Source organism: Rhizobium sp. L9 (assembly GCF_002531885.1).
In the GTDB taxonomy this organism is placed as follows: Bacteria; Pseudomonadota; Alphaproteobacteria; order Rhizobiales; family Rhizobiaceae; genus Rhizobium.
Window position 1 is genome coordinate 149794 of record NZ_NWSZ01000018.1, and the last position, 17657, is coordinate 167450.

Below are 17657 nucleotides of genomic sequence, written 5' to 3' on the forward strand. Positions count from 1 at the left end.
CAGGAAGCTTCGCAAGCTCATTGCGTATGAGCTGGCCTATTGTTCCATTGGTCAAATCGGAGAGGGACTGGTGGCGAAAAAAATAGAGAAAATCGTGCTCGCTTATTCGGGCGGGCTGGATACCTCGATCATCCTCAAATGGTTGCAGGAGACTTACGGATGCGAGGTCGTGACCTTCACCGCCGATCTGGGTCAGGGCGAAGAACTCGAGCCGGCGCGGTCGAAGGCGGCAATGTTCGGGGTCAAGGATGTCCGCATCGTCGACCTGCGTGAGGAATTCGTCCGCGACTTTGTCTTTCCGATGCTGCGGGCCAACACCCTCTACGAGGGTCAGTATCTCCTCGGCAGCTCCATCGCCCGGCCCCTGATTGCCAAGCATCTGGTCGCCATAGCCCGGGAGGTCGGCGCGGACGCCGTTGCCCACGGCGCGACAGGCAAGGGCAACGACCAGGTCCGCTTCGAACTGGCCGTCGATGCGCTCGATCCGTCGATCGGGGTCATTGCTCCATGGCGTCGATGGAACATCCGCTCCCGCACCCAGCTACTGGAATATGCCGAGAAGCATCGGATCCCTGTGCCGAGCGACAAGCGGGGCGATGCGCCGTTCTCGATCGACGCCAACCTGCTGCACACCTCGACCGAAGGCAAGATTCTCGAAGATCCGGCGGCGATCGCCCCCGCTTATGTTTACCAGCGCACCGTCGATCCGCTCGACGCCCCTGATACCCCCGAGACCATCACCATCGGTTTCGAGAGCGGCGACCCGGTTTCCCTGAACGGCCAGCCGATGACGCCGGCAACACTGCTCACCGAACTCAATGGCCTCGGCGGCCGGCATGGCGTCGGGCGGCTCGATCTCGTGGAAAACCGCTTCGTCGGCATGAAGTCGAGGGGCGTGTACGAGACGCCGGGAGGAACGATCCTTCTTGCGGCGCATCGCGGGATCGAGTCGATCACGCTCGATCGTGCCGCCGCACATCTGAAGGATGAGATCATGCCCCGCTACGCCGAGCTGATCTATAACGGCTTCTGGTTCGCGCCCGAGCGGCACATGCTGCAGGCGCTGATCGACCGAAGCCAGGCCTCGTCAACGGCGAGGTGACGGTCAGGCTCTACAAGGGAAGCGCCTCGGTTATTTCCCGCAGCTCGCCCTGCTCACTATATTCCGCCGACCTCGTCACCTTCGAGGAAAGTTCCATCGCTTATGATCATCATGATGCCGAAGGCTTCATCAAGCTCAATGGACTGCGGCTCAGGAATTGGGCTGCCCGCCATACACGGTGAGCGGCTGATCTTAACTCGGCAGCGCCATCTCTCAGCATCCACCAATGCCTTCATCGAAGGCATTGCTCCTAAGGCTTCGAATGCTTGTTGGAGCGCACTATGCGGATCTCGCTCGCGCGGCCGAACTACTGCCCCACCCATGGGAAACCGAGGAAGCTAATTCAAACGATTTTAAAAACCCCACCAGAAGCTAATCGATTTTAATTTTATCATTCAAATTTTCTTGTTGCGGCGCAAGAGAATTTAACCATTAATTTCCGCAGATGCTCAGTATGTTCGTTGAGGAACCCGCATGACTGTGACATTTCCGTTGACCGAGAAGCGCGACGCAGAAGCGCTGCTGAAGCACTTGACGGCGCACAAACTTAGCTTTCCGGGAAACTGCGTCGTATCGCTCAAGGCGCACGTCGCCCACGTCTCATCCTCTCATACAACAGCACTCGGCACCGCCCGTACCGCCTGGTAGGATTGAATGTTCCCACCTTTGCCGGGTGCCTGGGTTCTGATGATGGAGGCGTTTTGCCGCTGAGACTCCTTCCCCCCTCATCGGTCTGATCCACTTCTTCTGCCAGCGAGCGAAGAAGACCATGACGCGATCGTTTCGTTCCAGCAGAAGAAGGAGGCAGGACGCGTTTCACGAGAAATCTTGGATACTCATCCCGGCTGACAATCGTTGCTGTACCGGTGAAAATTCCTATTCTGGCCGTCGCCGATGGCGATGAAAAACCCGGCGCTGCGGCCGCACGATAGGAAATCATATCTCGTCATGACTATTCTGATACCGATGCCCTATCTCAAACAAGCCATGCTCGCCGCGGCCATGATGCTGGCGACAATGATGACATTCCTGCCTCAGGCGCATGCAGAGCCATGCGAACTGGAAACTTTCGACCAGGCGGCGTACGTCGTTTGCACGCTGGAAGCAGGAAAAGCCGACCTGCGCCTGTTCTGGAAGGGCGCCGATGGCCAACCATACCGCGCTTTTTCACGCTTGGCCGAAGCCGTTCGCGCCGAGGGGAAAACGTTGGCCTTGGCCATCAATGCCGGAATGTACCGGGCCGATTTTTCGCCGATGGGACTATATGTCGAAAACGCCAGGGAATTGAAATCCGCCAATACCGCAGGGGCCGGAGGCCCCCCCGGTCAGGTGCCGAATTTCTACAAGAAACCGAACGGCGTGTTCTTTCTTGGTGAAGCGGGCGCCGACATACTCCCGACCGATGAATTTCTGAGGCGTGCCCCCAAGGTGCGGTTCGCCACGCAGTCCGGCCCAATGCTCGTCATCGCCGGCAAACTGAACCCGATCTTCATCCCCGGCTCGACAGACCGGACCCGCCGAAGCGGGGTCGGCGTCTGCGCGGATGGCGCGGTTCGCTTCGCAATCAGCGAAGACGAGGTCAATTTCCACGATTTCGCACGGCTCTTCCGCGACCGACTGCAATGCCCTGACGCGTTGTTTCTCGATGGCGGACGAGGTGTTGGGCTTTACTATCCAGCATTAGACCGCAACGATTGGTCCTGGCATGGCGGCTATGGCCCGATCTTCGGGCTTGTGGAATAGGCACGACGAATTCGGCCTTATCGAGACCCACAGCGCCGTCAGCCGGCCCTTGCATTTGACCGAAGTCGATATCGACCATGACCCCGTCGTGTGCTCGGCCATATTCCATCCACCGGCTGATCGCAGACGCGTTCGCAGGACCGGATTTCCGCCCGCGGGCACTTCGACCTATAGGGCAGAGGCCTTTCGAGGAGAGGCCTTGTTGCCGCCGTAGGTCATCGGTCAGCCTTCAGGCGAACCGGCGATGTTTACTCGATGTCTTCGGGAATGAAGCCTCCAGTCGTTACGCCGTCGATGGTCGCCGAATGCCCCAGATGACTGTCAGATTGATTGCTTCACCGCCATCGACGTCAGCGCCATGGCGATGACCACCCCTCGGAACGGCCACAGGCCCGTGAAAGGCAGCGGCCGAGCGATCGAAGCGCCAATTGCGGTCGTTGCACGATTGAGGCAGGATGCAGCCGTTGAACGGGGAAGTGGATCCGAGCGCTCATGCTGACGGGCTCATGTCATTGCGGCAAGACGGGCTGGACCCTCGAAGGGGATCCGGGATCGATCACCGCCTGCAACTGCACCCTCTGCCGACGCTACGGCACGCTCTGGGCCTATGATTACGAAGGAGAGCGGATCACCCTTTTCGGCCAGACCGCCTCTTATACCCGGTCCGGCAGGGCAGCGTCGTCGCTTGAGATCTTGTTCTGCCCATCCTGTGCCTGCGTCTTGAGCTGGCGCGGTCTGCGCCTGCAAAAGAATGGCCGCCGCCGCATGGCGGTCAACATGCGGCTTGCACCGCCGGAACTCGTCGCCGATCTCCCCATCGATCATTTCGACGGGCTCGACACATTCAAAGATCTTCCCTCCGACGGGCGCTGCGTACGCGATCTCTGGTTCTGACAGCCCGACATCTGTCGGCCTCGGGCGGGCGATGGCGCCTCAACCGCGCCGAGCCGCCTCGATCGCCGCGACATCGATCTTTCTCATCGTCATCATCGCGTCAAATGCACGCTTTGCCTGATCACCACCCGCCGAAAGCGCTTCTGAGAGGACACGCGGTGTAATCTGCCAGGACAAACCCCATTTGTCCTTGCACCAGCCACACTCGCTTTCCTGGCCGCCATTACCGACGATGGCGTTCCACAAACGATCGGTTTCTTCCTGATCCTCCGTAGCGATCTGAAACGAGAAGGCTTCACTGTGTTTGAATGCAGGGCCGCCGTTCAGACCGATGCAAGGGATACCCGCGACGGTGAATTCAACAACCAGAACATCTCCCTGCTTACCGTCAGGATAATCTCCCGGCGCCCGAGTGACAGCACCCACCGCGCTGTCGGGAAACGTCGCGGCATAAAAGCGGGCCGCGTCTTCAGCGTCTTTGTTGTACCATAGGCAGATCGTGTTTTTTGCCATTGCGGCGGTCCTTCCCTCTTGGTTTGCAATTCTACTGAAATAAGAGAGAGATCGCCTTTCTCCAGCCTATGCATGTTATTTCGGTAACGGCCTTGCGTCCTCGCCGCAAAAGGGTGTCAGAATGGCAAGCATCGTCTGCGCGCGGTTGAAAGGGCCGAAGCCATGCACAAGTTCACCGTTACCCTCACCCGCGAGATCGAGGCCGATACCGCCGAGGAGGCAGCCTTGCTCCTGTACCAGGAACTTTCGAAGGGACCTGTCCCTGACCGCTACTCGGTCACCGACGAGACGAAGGTGACCACGGAGGTAAATCTCGACCGGAACAAGGCTGATGAATTCGCCAGCATCGATCACACCGCCGATCCCGGCAACTGGTAAGGCCAGTCGTTCACAGGGACGGTGGCAACAAATCCCCTGCTTTACGTCGGCAGCGCAATTGCGGTAGGTCCAGAATGCCGTTCCGGCGCGAACCCCGGATGCAAGCGGCCGCTCCATCGTAAATATTCCAGCCAAGGAAAACACGTGACCTCCCCTGTCAAAATAGCCGTCGCCGGCGCGAACGGCCGCATGGGTCGCACCATACTGCCGCTGCTCGCGGCCGATCCGGCTTTTGTCGTCATCGGCGGCATCGGCCGCCCCGGCTCTGCCGGTGAAGGGTTGATCGACCGTGCGGCCGCAATTGCAGCCGCCGACGTGATCCTGGATTTCACGACGGGAAATGCCGCCGCCGAACTCGCCGGCCTCTGTGCCTCGGCAGGCGGGCCGGCCCTGGTGATTGGAGCGACAGGTTTCGAGCCTGATGATATCCAAAGGATCGCAGCCGCCGCCCAAACGATTTCGATCCTGCGCTCCGGCAACTTCTCCATCGGCGTCAACATGCTGGTCGGCCTCGTCGCCCAGGCGGCGCGCGCTCTTCCCGAGCATGACTGGGATATCGAAATCCTCGAAGCCCACCACAACAGGAAGATCGATGCGCCGTCCGGTACGGCGCTGATGCTCGGTGAAGCGGCCGCCGAGGGCCGCGGCGTTTCCCTCGCATCCGTCGAGCGGCGTGGGCGCGACGGCGTCACCGGCGAGCGACTGCCCGGCGAGATCGGCTTCGCCGTCCTGCGCGCCGGCGGGATCGTCGGAGAACACAGCGTCCTTTTCGCCGCCGCCGAGGAAGTCGTGACGCTGTCGCATTCGGCTCTCGATCGCGGCATGTTCGCCCGCGGCGCGCTTGCCGCCGCCCGCTGGATTGCAGGGCGCGCACCCGGCGAATATGGCATGCGGGATGTGCTGGGCCTGACGGCAGAAGGCGCGAATAGATAGAATGAACAGAGGCTTGAAGGGCGTCTTTGACTCAATGTCTACACCGACACCCCACCCTATCGAGCACCGCCGCGGCGACGACGACTTCAGTTCCGGCAAGGCCTACGGAGCAGAACAGCGTTATCTCTTCGGGCGATCTCCGCCCTGACGCTTTCCCGGCAATGATGTCGGCGAGATCGACCAGGCGGCTGTCGCTGCCGGAGCCTGTCAGGAAAAAGGGCGATGGGTATGCGCGCGCTTGTTCGGGAGAATCCGTCGCGATCACGGCCGCCGCGTCTGCGAGATCCAAGCCGAGTTCGTATCCGTGAAGCGTTTTCGGGCCGACAGTGTTGACGTGCGCGCCGGCCTTTAAATCGCCCGCATGGAGGACGGGCGTTTGGCTTGTCGTCGCGCAGATGACGATATCGGCCTCATCAACGGCTTTCGAGACGCTGTCGACAGGCTCCACCTTAAGACCCAGGGCGAGCTGCATCTCGCTTGCAAAGGCAGCACGATTTTTCTCATCGCGGCTATAAACGCGGGCGTGATCGAGGTTGCGAACGGCGGCAGCCGCTGCAAGCTGGGTTCGCGCCTGCGCTCCGCTGCCGATTATGCCGACGATTTTGGCGTCAGGCGCGCCGAGATGCCGGATCGCCAAACCTCCGATCGCGCCAGTCCTGAGGCTTCCCAGGAGCGATCCGAGAACGATCCCTTTGAGCCTGGCGTCGTCGGCCGACCATACGGCGACGATCTGCGCATGCTCAGCCCCATCGAATGTGTCGTAGACGCGAAAACCCGCGAGCGGCTTCTCGCCCATGATACCGCCAACGGCAAAAACGAGATCGCCTCGATCAGGAAACGACACATGATGCCTCGGTGGCGAGATCAACCGGTTGGCGGCCCTGGCATGGAAGGCGGTCTCCAGCGCGTCGATCGCGACCGCCATCAACCCGCTATCGTCAATGTCCTTGTCCATCAGGATTTTCATCACGGCGACCTCCGATTCAGGCTGCATCCTGCAACCCCAATCCCACTTGAGGTCAAGAGGCCGATGGTCCGCCGCGCCGCGACGGCCTAACCCATCAGCCGCCGCGCCATCATCACATCGTCGATCTCCCGGCCATCCTCCAGCACGCCGCCGGGGATACGGCCGATTTCGGCAAAACCTTGCCGCTGGTAGAACCGTATCGCCGCCGTATTTTCGGCGCTGACGAAGAGTTCCAATTGACGGATGCCGATATTGCGCGCGTGATCGGAAATCGCCTCCAGTAGTTTGACGGCAAGGCCCGTTCCGCGCAGCTTGGCGCGGACATAGACCATGACGATCGTGGCGCGGTGGGCCATCTTGCTCGACCGCTGCCGAAACAAGCCCATGATGCCGACGGGCTCGCCTTCGCGAAAGGCTATGAAAACCGGCTCGCTCAGCCGATCGCGCCACTCCTGCAGAGACAGAATTTCCCAGTCTTCGTAGCGGCTGGCAAAGGAGGACGGCTCGGCGCGGAGCGCTTCCAGGCGGATATGCCGGAAAGCCTCCACCTCGTCTGCACCTATGACCCTGATCGTCACGCCGCCTGCATCCATCGCCACCTCCCGGAGTATCGGAGATATGTCATCGCAGCCGGCTGCAGTGGATGCAACCCGGAAGCGCGAGTTCGATTGGCGCCTGGCTCCATCGCGGCCCGCCACCACACAAGAGAGCCTCATCCTGAGAGCCTGTGAATCTATCGATTTTACAATTTTTCGATGCGAGTTAAATCAATGGCTCAGCTCTTTCGAAAACGACGAATCCAAAAGGTTCACAGACTCTGAGGTGCCCGCAGGGGCCTCGAAGGATCATCCTGACGGCGGGTGTATCGGCGGTTGATGAATGCAAGAAGCAGCGTTGAGCCGCGTGCTTCGAGGCTCCGCCCTCGCGGGCTGCACACCTTAGCATGAGGAGCCTTGGAGAAGGCCGCGCCCGAATGGCAGCGCCAACTCTAGCTACTGCGCCGGCGTTCCCACCCGGCCGCCTTTGCGCACGCCTGATTGATCGGGCTGCGCCTCCGGCTGATTGCCAAGCCGCAGATCCCATTGGTTGGGAGGCCGCATGGCGGGCTGGTCTGTCGTTGGTTCGCGGGTCGACCGCACGACCAGATCATCCGGTTCGAAGGCCGTTTGATCGCCAGGTCTCTCCATCTGAACCGGTGCAATCTGATGGAAGACGACGAGAAGAATTATCCCGACTACCGAGCACACGAGCGCATAGAGAATGAAATATTTCAGTGCATATCCCTCGCTGATCGACAGAGCGGCCTTGACAGCAGCGCGAATGATATTTCGTACATCATTGATGGATACTTCGAAAGAAGGCAATAGATTTCAGCAGATCCTTAGAAAATTTTGAAAACAGCCGGCATAAAATCAACATTTATTGGAGAAAATCGTCTTTTTGTTCACGTAATGCTTGATTTGTTCAAGATCGCAGCAAAGACCGCGATCCATACTGCAACAGCTCAACCTCGCTTATATCGCATCCGGAATTCACGGGGGCTGCAGCCCTCGCGCTCACGAAAGACGCGAGAGAAATAGAACGGGTCTTCGATACCGACCATGGCTGCGATGGTTTCGATCTTCTCGTCTGACATGGCGAGCAGTTGCTTGGCCTGGTCCATACGCGCTCGAAGCTGGAAGTCCTTTGGCGGCATGCCCGTTTCGGCTATGAATTTACGCCGCAGCGTGGCCGGCGACATGCCGTGCTCGGAGGCAAACGAGGCAAGGTCGAGCGGCTGCAGCGCCCTGCCCCGCAGCGTCTCGACGAGATCGGCGGACGCACCCTCGCCTTCGCGACCTGCGGCAGCGCTCGCCTGCCGCGCGGCGGTGATGACGATGCGATGGAGCGCCAATGCCGCCGAGGCCTGTCCTAGATGGCTGTCGTCGACGAGATCGGCATGCAGCCGCGCGAAGAGCCGCACCACCTCCTCGAGATGGCGCAGCGTCACGAGGGGATGACGCTCGCCAATCAGCCGCATCCGCACGAAATCCCGCGTGAACGAACCTTCAAACAGGGCCCAGCGCTCGTCCCATCCAGCTTCGTCAGGCCCATAGGAATGCGGGCGGTTCGGAAACAACCAGAAGAGCGCCGGCCCCTCCACGGGTTGGCGCCCGCCCGCAGCGGTTTCGAGAAACCCCCGCCCGCGCTCCACCAGCACGGCCGCAAAGTTCGGCAGCCTCCTGTCCTTCACGGCATGGCGCGCATGCTGCCTGCCGCTGCCCGTCACAGCAAGCCCGCCGGCCGCGGCAAGGGGAGATCGATAGATGGCCTCTGCTTCTCTCATGAGCGAAAAATCCAGCTGCAGCTTTCCTCCATGGCGATCGGCCCGCGCAACCGACAAGCTGGAGGCAGGTAAGTCAAAGCAAGGATGAATGAAATGTCAATTGTCGCGAATGCTGCCGGGATGGAAGTGATGCAATCGCCCCTCGCCGCCCGTGGCAAGACAATCCCTGCAGAAAGGCTCGGCCTGCTGACGCAGACCGATCCTGCCATAGGCGTCGAGGCCATCCGCCACCGCTATGAGGAGGATGGTTATGTCTGGCTGAAGGGCCTTCTGCCGCGCGCCGAAGTGATCGATTTCCGCCGCTGGGTCTTCGCCCACCTCGCCGAAACCGGCCTGCTGGCGCCCGGCCATGATTTCGCACTTGGCATCGCGGCCGCCGAAGGCTTCGACTGGAACCTCGCCAACCGCCGCCTAATGTCGATCGTCCGCTCCGCCGCCTATGAAGGCTTCTGCGCCCAGCCGCGGCTCGTTCGCTTCATGGACGCCTTCCTCCAGGGCATCTCCTATCTCCATAAACGCAAGCTGATGCGTTATGTCCAACCCGGCACGGCGGTGGCGACCCCCGCCCACTACGATCTCGTTTACCTCCGCGGCGGCACCAGCCGGCTCGTCACCGCCTGGATCCCGATCGGCGACATCCCCGCCGAAATGGGCGGCCTCGTCTATCTCGAAGGCTCGCATGCGCTCGGCCGCAGGATGGAGGCGGAATTCCAGGCGAACAGCGGCACTCTCTCGCCGGAAGAGCGGATCAGCGCCTATAACAGTCACATGGCCGAAGGCGGCTGGATCTCCAAGGACCTGCCTGATATAGCCGAGCGCTTCAACGCCCGCTGGCTCGCCGCCGATTACGAGGCTGGCGACGTCGTGCTGCACTCCCCCTACATAATCCACGCCGCCACGAACAACGAAGACCGCACCCGGCGGCTGCGCCTCTCCACCGACATCCGCTACCAGAACGTCGACGACGAAATCGATGCCCGCTGGAGCAACCACTGGAGCCTTGGGGATATGCTGTAAGCCTTTGGCCCCGCGGCGCAACGCTTCAGCCGAAGCCAAACCCGGCCTGGATCAATTCTTCGCGAACCAAGACAGCGACGGCGATATCGGATAGACTTGCCGGCGCCGGCAGCTTGCCTGGAGGCGGTCCCCAGTGACGGGCGGGCGTCCGGCGGAGGGGGATCGCATGTCGGCAATCGCATCTCTGTTTCAGGAAGCCGCGCGGCTTGCAGCCGGGTTTCGTGAGCGCGCGCCGGCCCGTCATGTGCCCCGGCACAACTATGCCGCTTCGCTCGCCACCTTCGACGAGCCGCTGCCGGCGGCCGGCGCCGATATGGCCGATGTCATCAGGCAGCTCGCCGCGAACGCGGAGCCCGGCCTGCATTTCACCACGGGCCCACGCTTCTTTGGCTGGGTCATCGGCGGCTCTCATCCGGTCGGCGTGGCGGCCGACTTCCTGACCAGCGCCTGGGGCCAGAATGCCGGAAACCACGTCGCCGCCCCGGCGGCGGCCGCAGTCGAAACGGTCTCGGCGAGATGGCTTCTCGACATCCTGAAGCTGCCGGCCGAAAGCTCTGTCGGCTTCGTCACGGGAGCCACGGTCGCCAATTTCACCTGCCTTGCCGCTGCCCGCGGCGAGGTGCTGCGCAAGGCTGGCTGGGATGCGGACGCAAAAGGCCTGTTCGGCGCGCCCGAGATCACCGTGCTGATCGGCGACGACGCCCACACGACGGTCTTCTCGGCGCTTCAATTCCTCGGCCTCGGCCATGACCGCGTGCTGCGCCTGCCGACCGATCCAATGGGCCGGATCGATCCGGCTGTACTCAGCGACGCGCTTGCCCCGGTCAGCAGCCCCTGCATCGCCATTCTCCAGGCCGGGCAGATTAATACTGGCGCTTTCGACGACTTCATCCGCCTGACCCCGGCGCTGAAGGAAAAAGGCGCCTGGGTGCATGTTGACGGCGCCTTCGGCCTCTGGGCGCAGGCTTCGGAGAAATTCAGCCACCTCAGCCGCGGCATCGAGGCGGCCGATAGCTGGGCGACGGACGGCCACAAATGGCTGCAAACGCCCTATGACTGCGGCTATGCGATCGTGCGCAGCGAGCTTGCCCACCGCCGCGCCATGACGATCGCCGCCAGCTATCTGCCATTCGCAGCAGAGGGCGAGCGCGACCCCTCCCATTACGTGCCGGAGCTTTCCCGGCGCGCCCGCGGCTTCGCCACCTGGGCGATGTTGAAACATCTCGGCCGCGACGGCATCGCCGCCCTCATCGACCAATGTTGCGCGTCGGCCCGCCTGCTGGCCGAGTACCTCCAGCGTGAACCCGGCATCACCATCCTGAACGAGATCACGCTGAACCAGCTGATCCTCCGCTTCGCCGCCGACAGCCCGGACGATCAAAGCGACGCGATCACCCGCAAGACCATCGCAAAGATCTGTGAAGACGCCACCCTCTTCGCCGGCGGCGCCAAATGGCGCGGCCGCGACGTTATGCGGCTCTCCGTCACTAATTTCCAGACGAACGCAGACGAAGCCCGGCTGGCCGCCGACAGCATCATCGCTGCCTTCCGCAGTGTCAGCCGCGACTGACCTTGTTCCACTTGCAACCTCAGCCATTGACGCCTTCCCGAGCAGTAATACGGTCCTCACTTCAGCACTGAGAATTCAACCAGCCCCTCCCTCGCCACGTGTCCTCAACGGTTCCCATGTCTCGATATCTCCCCGCGATTGCCGCTCTTCTCACGCTGATTCCAGCCACCGGCGATGCCAGTGAGGCGCGTGGAAAATCGACGCCTCCTCCTGCGAAGGGCTGCGTGGAGATCGGCGGAACGGTACTACCAGGAATGGTCGGAGGCCCAGCCTATGCGGCAGCCGAGCTAAAATGCGGCGCAAAGCTTTTGCTGGTGCTTCGACGCCAGACCGGCATGAATGGAAGTCTCCCCGTCTGGACCGTGATTGACCAGGTAACGATCTCAAAGCCGAGCCCCCACCACGAACTTCTGCAGCCGGCCTTTTGCTCATCGGGGCGGTTTCCTGATGCCGCCATCTTTGCACTCGGCAGGATGGCGGAACAGCCAGATGGCTCTTATCGATCCGAGAATCTGGTCAAAGCCTGGCGATTCGACATCACGCGCGAAAGGCTGGCCTCCATCCCCATCGATGGCGTGCTATGTGCGTTGGACGGGATTGATTGACGATCGGTGCGCCGATTCCAACGATAAGCCGCCCCTCCTTCGAGGCGCAGCCTCCAAACCTCAGCACCAGGGCCGACCGTTGGGCCAGGTGCCAACGGCTTCATCGTCGAACGGCAACGACCGAACTGGCGCGGTAGCGTGACAGCTGGACGCGGTTGGATTGGTTGCCGCCGAAGAGATAGACGTACTGGCGCCGCTGATCGAAGTGATCGAACAGGCTGACATGGAACCGCCTGCCGCTTCGGATCACAACGACATCTCCCCGCCTTGCCGAACGAAAGAAGACAGGTTTGCCGAAGCTTTTCCAGGAAACTGCCATATTGGGATTGGGCGGCGGCTGGCGTGACGATCGTTTGGCGACAAAGGCGAGGAATGCTCCGCACCACGACGTTCTGCGGGGATTGATGCTGAGAAATGAAATAGAACGTTCGTGCATGCGATTATATTTCGAAGCCGTGACGAGCATGTCGGCCTCACATGGCACGGCAAAAACCGTGAGGGCTAGGACGAGAATAATTTTCATTGTTTCTCACCATTGTTTGGATAATTTCAAACATCCGAAATGTGGCGAAGAAAAAATCGCGGCTGGAACGTATATTTGAATCATGGCCGCAATTAGAAGCAATTTGACCGCGTATTTTTTCCTGTATTAAAGAAATAAAACTTAGGCGACCGGCGACGGTACCCGCAAAACGGACGAATATTGGCAATCTCCAAACACTCAGCTGGCGAAGTCGACAAATGGAGAATTCGATGTTGGGGGTGACGAAAACCCGATGCCATATGGGAGCCGAAGCGGAACAATCCGCCGGAATCTCGCAACGATCCGGTGGAACGGCATTAGTTACGATGGGATTTATATTTCCAGGATCGCATCGAATACTTCGAATGCAGTGCGTATTTTTACCGGCCGTCTTCGATCTGACTCGATCGCAAACTCAGGCTTTAGCTGAAATCGCGCTCAACTCCTCCAGATCGAGATCCCGTTCCAGCTCCTCCAGCGTCTCGTCGTCGATATCACCGGCGCGGTGGAGCCGAATGAGTTCCCGACGGCCGGTCGCAACCGCCTCGAGAACAACATCAAAATGGGCGTGGAGCATCGGGATATAATGTTCCGTTCTCGCGGCGTAATCGACGATAGCGGTGGCTCGGCGTTGGTATCGCTCCAGCAATTGCGGGTGGATGAGATTTCCCTCAGGGTCGTATGCCAGGTTTTGGACGGTTCCAAGCTGCGCCTGCGCCATGGCGGCTTCGGCCTGACTCATTGTGAGACGCGCCCTTTCCGTCTCCGGCTCCACCAGCCGCGCCCAGGCAATAATCCGCCCCAAACTCGTTCCCTGGACGAGCACGGTTCCAACAATGACGGCAAATGATGTTGCGAGGATGAAGTCGCGGCCGGGGAATTCTTCTGGCAGGCTGAGCGCCAGGGCAAGCGTCACCACGCCCCGCACGCCGGCCCAGCTGAGGACGGTGGCGCCGCCGGCGCCCAGCGGCTTGGCGCATTTGAACCCCAGCGGAGCACAAAGCCGGATGACGATATCTGAGGCGAAGACCCATGCAAAGCGGGCGATCACGAGCGTGACGAGGATCGCCAGCATCGGCAGTCCCATGGTGGCAATCACTGTGGCGAAACCGCCGCCGCGCTCGACGACATCGCGCAGCGACAGCCCGATCAATGTGAAAACAGAAGCTTCCATCAGGAAGATCATCACAGTCCAGAACGACGTGCCTCGCATGCGCGTTGCGGCCGAGAATACGGTGTGCTGGTGCCAGGAAGCGATCAGACCCGTGGTAACCGTGGCAATGACGCCGGAAACGTGCAGCAATTCGCCGAGCAGATAGGAAATCCAGGCGAGCAGCACAGTGGCGGCGATGATGAGATATTCGTCGCCCAGGCACCGGACGAATTTCACCCACACCGTTCCGACAACGACGCCGACGACCATGCCGCCGAGCGCCAGCACAAGGAAGCTGGCAGCCGCCTCCATCGCGCTGAAACTCGAAATAGAACCAGACCGCTCGCATCGTTCAGCAAGCTCTCGCCTTCCAGCAGAATCTGCAGCCGCCGCGGCAGCCTGACGCGCTCCAGCAGGGCGCGGGCCGACACCGCATCCGGCGGTGCAACGATCGCGCCAAGTGCTGCACAGGCGGCCCAGGGAAGTGACGGAAAGAGAAGATGGGTCACGACGGCCACGACGGCACAGGTGAAGAACACTGCTCCGACGGCGAGCGAGGCAATGCCGATCATATGGCGCCGCAGCCGCACGAGAGCAATGGCCCAGGCGCCGTCCATCAAGAGCGGTGGCAGGAAGATGACAAGCACCAGCCCGGGATCTACGGTGATCGCCGGTAGCCCCGGCACGAAGGCCAGCAGAGCGCCGCCGGCCAGCAGCGCAACGGACGGTGGCAAACCCAGCCTGTGAGCAGCGTAATGCAGCGCGATGATCGCGAGAAACATCGCAATGACCAGCTCGAACAATTGAGTGGGTTCCATCTCACTCGCCCCCTGCCTAAAAACTGATTTCGAATGCCTACTATATTATTTTCCGGGCCGAAATCGCTTCATTCCGAACTCCTCGCGGCAGGCATGTCGGGGCCGACAGTCATGCTTCGCTTCGCCACGAAAAGATTGCACCGACACGAATTTACTTGCCCTTCTCCAATGCGGCATATGTTTCTGTCTGTAAGCAAGAGGCGTGAGCGGGGAAACATGACTTCAACACATGCGGACAAGAGCAGTGACCTCGGCAGTCGGAGCGGCTTTGTCGGATTGGTCGTCGGTGCAGTCGGCGTCGTATATGGCGATATCGGCACCAGCCCGCTCTACGCCTTTCGCGAGGCGCTCAGGCCTTTTGCTGCCGATGGCATACACGAGCCGGAAGTGATCGGCCTGATCTCTCTGATGGTCTGGACGCTAACCGTTATCGTGACTTTCAAATATGTGCTGTTCCTTCTCAGGGCGGACAATGACGGCGAAGGTGGTACCCTCTCGCTTCTTGCCCTCCTGATGAAGAAGATGGGACGAAACGTGCCGGTCCTGTTCTTCGCCGGGCTGATCGGGGCAGCCCTCTTCATCGGCGATGCAATGATCACGCCTGCCCTCTCGGTCATGTCAGCGCTCGAAGGTCTGAAGCTGGTCACGCCGACCTTTGCCGATTATGTCCCGCTCGCCTCGGCTGCGATCATGATCGTTCTCTTTGCCGCGCAGTCGAGGGGGACTGCAGCTGTCTCCATGTTTTTCGGGCCGATAACGGTCTTATGGTTTCTGGCCATGGCTGCCGGCGGCTTGATCCATATCGGCGACGACTGGCGGATTCTGGCCGCCCTCAATCCGATCAATGCGCTTTCGTTCCTCGCTCATGCAGGCACGGTCGGCCTCATCGTGCTCGGCGCCGTTTTTCTGACGGTGACGGGTGCCGAAGCGCTCTATGCCGATCTCGGGCATTTCGGCCGCCGCCCCATCCAGACGGCGTGGTTCGTACTCGTCTTTCCTGCATTGCTTCTGAACTATATCGGCCAGGGCGCGCTCGTTCTCGCCCATCCCGAAACGGCCACCAACCCATTCTTTCTGATGTATCCGGATTGGATCCTGTTGCCAGTTGTCATACTGGCGACGATGGCGACGATCATCGCCAGCCAGGCCGTCATCACCGGCGCTTTTTCTCTCGCCCGCTCGGCGGTTCATCTCGGCTTCCTGCCGAGGCTGCGGATCAAATTCACGTCCGAGACCAACACGGGCCAAATCTACGTACCGAGCGTCAATCTCCTCCTGCTGGTCGGCGTGCTGATGCTGATCTTTTCCTTTGGCGACTCGGAGTCGCTGGCGACTGCCTACGGTATCTCGGTGACTGGAACCATGGTCATCTCGACCATGCTGTCCTTCCAATTCCTGCGGGCTGTCTGGGGCTACTCGCTCATGCTCGCCGCCATGCTGCTGCTGCCGCTCTTCATTATCGAAGTCTTGTTCCTGGCAGCCAATCTGCTGAAGATCCACGATGGCGGCTGGGTTCCGGTCGCCCTGGCGCTGGCAATCATGATTTTGATGTGGACTTGGACCCGGGGGCAAGCCTACCTCAAGAGACTGCGGGCCAACAACGAAATTCCGCTCGATTCCTTCATCCGGTCGATCGAGCGGAAGTCGGATCATTCACCGGTTACCGTTCCGGGAACGGCGGTTTTTCTTACCAGCGTGCCAGACCGGACGCCGAACGTTCTGCTCCACAATCTCAAGCACAATCATGTGCTGCACGAACAGAACGTCATCCTGACTGTCTGGACCGAGGACGAACCCTATGTTCCCGACAACAGGCGCATCAAGATAAGCCAACTCTCGCCGCGTTTCGTGCGTCTCGATATCACTTTCGGCTTCATGGACGATCCTGATGTCACCAGGGCGCTGGCGCTCTGTAGAGAAGGAGGTTTCAAGTTCGAGATCATGAAAACGTCCTTCTATCTCGGCCGCCGCAACCTCGTCAGGACGCCGAACACCGGCCTGCCCGGCTGGCAGGAACGCATATTCATGGCGCTGGAAGGCTTTGCCATCGATCCCTCCGACTATTTCAACCTGCCGTCAAACCGCGTTGTCGAGCTTGGCGAACAGGTTGCCATCTAAGGTCTGATGGCATCGCCCTGCTGCGCGCCGACAGCCTCGTCACCTTGATCATTGCCGGGATTTAACTAGAAGTGCCGGCCTATCCCCCTTACACGCCAGGTCTTGAGACAAAGGAGGACATATGAAGAGGCGCACTCTTGTACTTGGCGGCGCCGCGATTGCCGCATCCTCGGTTGTTGCGACGGCAATCTGGCCGCGGCGGCATGCCGCGGCGGCAGCCAGGACATTCGACTGGAAGGGCACTGATTTTCTGAGCGGCGGCACCAAGTCTGTCGCCTTGGAAAAGCTGCCCGCGCCGCTCTTCCGCACTCGCCCGAATTGCGTCGTGACCCTGGCCCAGACCCGTGGCCCCTGCCATGTCAACGACGTCCCGGCCCGCCAAGACATCTCTGAAGGAGAAGCCGGACTGCCGTTGCGGCTGGCCCTCCGTATCGTCCATGCCGCCGACTGCCGGCCGGTCGAAAACGCCGATATCGAAATCTGGCATACCGATCACCGTGGCATCTATTCCGGCCGAGAGGCTGCGAAGATGTGTACGCTTGGTGACGCCGAGGCAATCAGCGGGCTCGCATTTCGCGGTCGCCAACTGACCGACGAGGCCGGGCAGGCAAGTTTTTTGACCGCCTATCCGGGATGGTATAGTGGCCGCACGCCGCATGTTCATTGCCGCATCCTCGCAGACGGCAAGGAGCTTCTCGTCAGCCAGCTCTATTTCGACGACGCCCTGAGTGACATCATCTATGGTGAGCATCCCGACTATCGTGAACGCCCCCGCCGCGATACGCGCAACGACAATGACGGCCTCATTCCGCAGGACGCTAACGATCACATCTTCGATTTTGAGAAGCTCGATAGCGGCGTGCTTTCCGCCACGATTACGATCGGCCTCTCTTCCTGAGCCGATGGCGGCGAGCGACAAGAGAGCCTTTTCACCGAACGCTGCTCGGCGACCTCTGATGCCGCCACGGCTTCTCCCCGTAGCGGCGATGCTCCCCGC

At 60.7% G+C, this 17657-nt stretch carries 16 protein-coding genes and 2 pseudogenes; 11 read left to right on the plus strand and 7 right to left on the minus strand.

Annotated features, from left to right (window positions below):
• The first annotated feature begins 70 nt into the window (after positions 1–70).
• The 4 genes and pseudogenes from CO660_RS19190 to CO660_RS19200 all read left to right on the plus strand — a co-directional run bounded on the left by CO660_RS19190 (position 71) and on the right by CO660_RS19200 (position 3739).
• A pseudogene (locus CO660_RS19190) lies at positions 71–1284 on the plus strand (argininosuccinate synthase).
• Positions 1285–1576: 292 nt separating this feature from the next.
• Positions 1577–1750, plus strand: a complete 174-nt coding sequence (locus CO660_RS33370; RefSeq protein WP_176536321.1) for a hypothetical protein — start codon at positions 1577–1579, stop codon at positions 1748–1750.
• A gap of 318 nt (positions 1751–2068) precedes the next feature.
• The gene (locus tag CO660_RS19195; RefSeq protein WP_097600098.1) at positions 2069–2845 is read left to right on the plus strand and encodes a phosphodiester glycosidase family protein; all 777 of its coding nucleotides are present in this window, start codon (positions 2069–2071) and stop codon (positions 2843–2845) included.
• A gap of 492 nt (positions 2846–3337) precedes the next feature.
• On the plus strand, positions 3338–3739 hold the full coding sequence (locus CO660_RS19200; RefSeq protein ID WP_097600055.1) for a GFA family protein: 402 nt from the start codon (positions 3338–3340) through the stop codon (positions 3737–3739).
• A gap of 39 nt (positions 3740–3778) precedes the next feature.
• Here CO660_RS19200 and CO660_RS19205 read toward each other — a convergent pair whose 3' ends face one another.
• Positions 3779–4252, minus strand: coding sequence for a VOC family protein (locus CO660_RS19205; protein ID WP_085778555.1), 474 nt, complete (start codon positions 4250–4252; stop codon positions 3779–3781).
• Positions 4253–4414: 162 nt separating this feature from the next.
• Between CO660_RS19205 and CO660_RS19210 the strand changes: the two genes are divergently transcribed.
• Positions 4415–4630: a hypothetical protein gene (locus tag CO660_RS19210; protein WP_085778556.1), complete on the plus strand. Its 216-nt coding sequence runs from the start codon at positions 4415–4417 to the stop codon at positions 4628–4630.
• Positions 4631–4774: 144 nt separating this feature from the next.
• Positions 4775–5563, plus strand: a complete 789-nt coding sequence (gene dapB, locus CO660_RS19215; protein WP_097600056.1) for a 4-hydroxy-tetrahydrodipicolinate reductase — start codon at positions 4775–4777, stop codon at positions 5561–5563.
• 31 nt (positions 5564–5594) lie between these two features.
• Here dapB and CO660_RS19220 read toward each other — a convergent pair whose 3' ends face one another.
• From CO660_RS19220 to CO660_RS19235, 4 genes are all read right to left on the minus strand, one after another.
• A complete protein-coding gene (locus CO660_RS19220; RefSeq protein ID WP_097600099.1) occupies positions 5595–6533 on the minus strand; it encodes an ornithine cyclodeaminase family protein in 939 nt (312 codons plus the stop codon).
• An 83-nt stretch (positions 6534–6616) separates the two neighbouring features.
• Positions 6617–7123 (minus strand): GNAT family N-acetyltransferase, encoded by a 507-nt coding sequence (locus tag CO660_RS19225; RefSeq protein WP_097600057.1) that lies wholly within the window; start codon positions 7121–7123, stop codon positions 6617–6619.
• 399 nt (positions 7124–7522) lie between these two features.
• A complete protein-coding gene (locus CO660_RS19230; RefSeq protein WP_176536322.1) occupies positions 7523–7894 on the minus strand; it encodes a hypothetical protein in 372 nt (123 codons plus the stop codon).
• Between the two features lie 140 nt (positions 7895–8034).
• Positions 8035–8856: an AraC family transcriptional regulator gene (locus tag CO660_RS19235; protein WP_097600058.1), complete on the minus strand. Its 822-nt coding sequence runs from the start codon at positions 8854–8856 to the stop codon at positions 8035–8037.
• A gap of 93 nt (positions 8857–8949) precedes the next feature.
• Between CO660_RS19235 and CO660_RS19240 the strand changes: the two genes are divergently transcribed.
• The 3 genes from CO660_RS19240 (at position 8950) to CO660_RS19250 (ending at position 12048) form a co-directional block, all read left to right on the plus strand.
• Complete coding sequence (locus CO660_RS19240) at positions 8950–9873, plus strand: phytanoyl-CoA dioxygenase family protein (RefSeq protein WP_097600101.1); 924 nt, start codon at positions 8950–8952, stop codon at positions 9871–9873.
• Positions 9874–10039: 166 nt separating this feature from the next.
• On the plus strand, positions 10040–11443 hold the full coding sequence (locus CO660_RS19245; RefSeq protein ID WP_097600059.1) for an aspartate aminotransferase family protein: 1404 nt from the start codon (positions 10040–10042) through the stop codon (positions 11441–11443).
• A 116-nt stretch (positions 11444–11559) separates the two neighbouring features.
• Entirely contained in the window at positions 11560–12048 is a 489-nt protein-coding gene (locus CO660_RS19250; protein WP_097600060.1) for a hypothetical protein, read from the plus strand.
• Positions 12049–12148: 100 nt separating this feature from the next.
• Here the strand turns inward: CO660_RS19250 and CO660_RS19255 are convergent, their stop codons facing one another.
• Together CO660_RS19255 and CO660_RS19260 are read right to left on the minus strand one after the other, a co-directional pair.
• Complete coding sequence (locus CO660_RS19255) at positions 12149–12571, minus strand: TIGR02594 family protein (protein WP_097600061.1); 423 nt, start codon at positions 12569–12571, stop codon at positions 12149–12151.
• Positions 12572–12986: 415 nt separating this feature from the next.
• Positions 12987–14542: pseudogene (locus CO660_RS19260) on the minus strand (sodium:proton antiporter).
• A 216-nt stretch (positions 14543–14758) separates the two neighbouring features.
• Here CO660_RS19260 and CO660_RS19265 point away from each other — a divergent pair.
• Both CO660_RS19265 and CO660_RS19270 read left to right on the plus strand, forming a co-directional pair.
• Positions 14759–16660 (plus strand): potassium transporter Kup, encoded by a 1902-nt coding sequence (locus CO660_RS19265; RefSeq protein ID WP_097600062.1) that lies wholly within the window; start codon positions 14759–14761, stop codon positions 16658–16660.
• Between the two features lie 121 nt (positions 16661–16781).
• A complete protein-coding gene (locus tag CO660_RS19270) occupies positions 16782–17558 on the plus strand; it encodes a protocatechuate 3,4-dioxygenase (RefSeq protein ID WP_097600063.1) in 777 nt (258 codons plus the stop codon).
• Positions 17559–17657: the final 99 nt, after the last annotated feature.

Coding starts and splice junctions, on each gene's coding strand:
- CO660_RS33370 (WP_176536321.1), top strand. CDS start 1,577: ATGACTGTGACATTTCCGTTGACCGAGAAGCGCGACGCAGAAGCGCTG.
- CO660_RS19195 (WP_097600098.1), top strand. CDS start 2,069: ATGCCCTATCTCAAACAAGCCATGCTCGCCGCGGCCATGATGCTGGCG.
- CO660_RS19200 (WP_097600055.1), top strand. CDS start 3,338: ATGCTGACGGGCTCATGTCATTGCGGCAAGACGGGCTGGACCCTCGAA.
- CO660_RS19205 (WP_085778555.1), bottom strand. CDS start 4,252: ATGGCAAAAAACACGATCTGCCTATGGTACAACAAAGACGCTGAAGAC.
- CO660_RS19210 (WP_085778556.1), top strand. CDS start 4,415: ATGCACAAGTTCACCGTTACCCTCACCCGCGAGATCGAGGCCGATACC.
- CO660_RS19225 (WP_097600057.1), bottom strand. CDS start 7,123: ATGGATGCAGGCGGCGTGACGATCAGGGTCATAGGTGCAGACGAGGTG.
- CO660_RS19235 (WP_097600058.1), bottom strand. CDS start 8,856: ATGAGAGAAGCAGAGGCCATCTATCGATCTCCCCTTGCCGCGGCCGGC.
- CO660_RS19240 (WP_097600101.1), top strand. CDS start 8,950: ATGTCAATTGTCGCGAATGCTGCCGGGATGGAAGTGATGCAATCGCCC.
- CO660_RS19245 (WP_097600059.1), top strand. CDS start 10,040: ATGTCGGCAATCGCATCTCTGTTTCAGGAAGCCGCGCGGCTTGCAGCC.
- CO660_RS19250 (WP_097600060.1), top strand. CDS start 11,560: ATGTCTCGATATCTCCCCGCGATTGCCGCTCTTCTCACGCTGATTCCA.
- CO660_RS19255 (WP_097600061.1), bottom strand. CDS start 12,571: ATGAAAATTATTCTCGTCCTAGCCCTCACGGTTTTTGCCGTGCCATGT.
- CO660_RS19265 (WP_097600062.1), top strand. CDS start 14,759: ATGACTTCAACACATGCGGACAAGAGCAGTGACCTCGGCAGTCGGAGC.
- CO660_RS19270 (WP_097600063.1), top strand. CDS start 16,782: ATGAAGAGGCGCACTCTTGTACTTGGCGGCGCCGCGATTGCCGCATCC.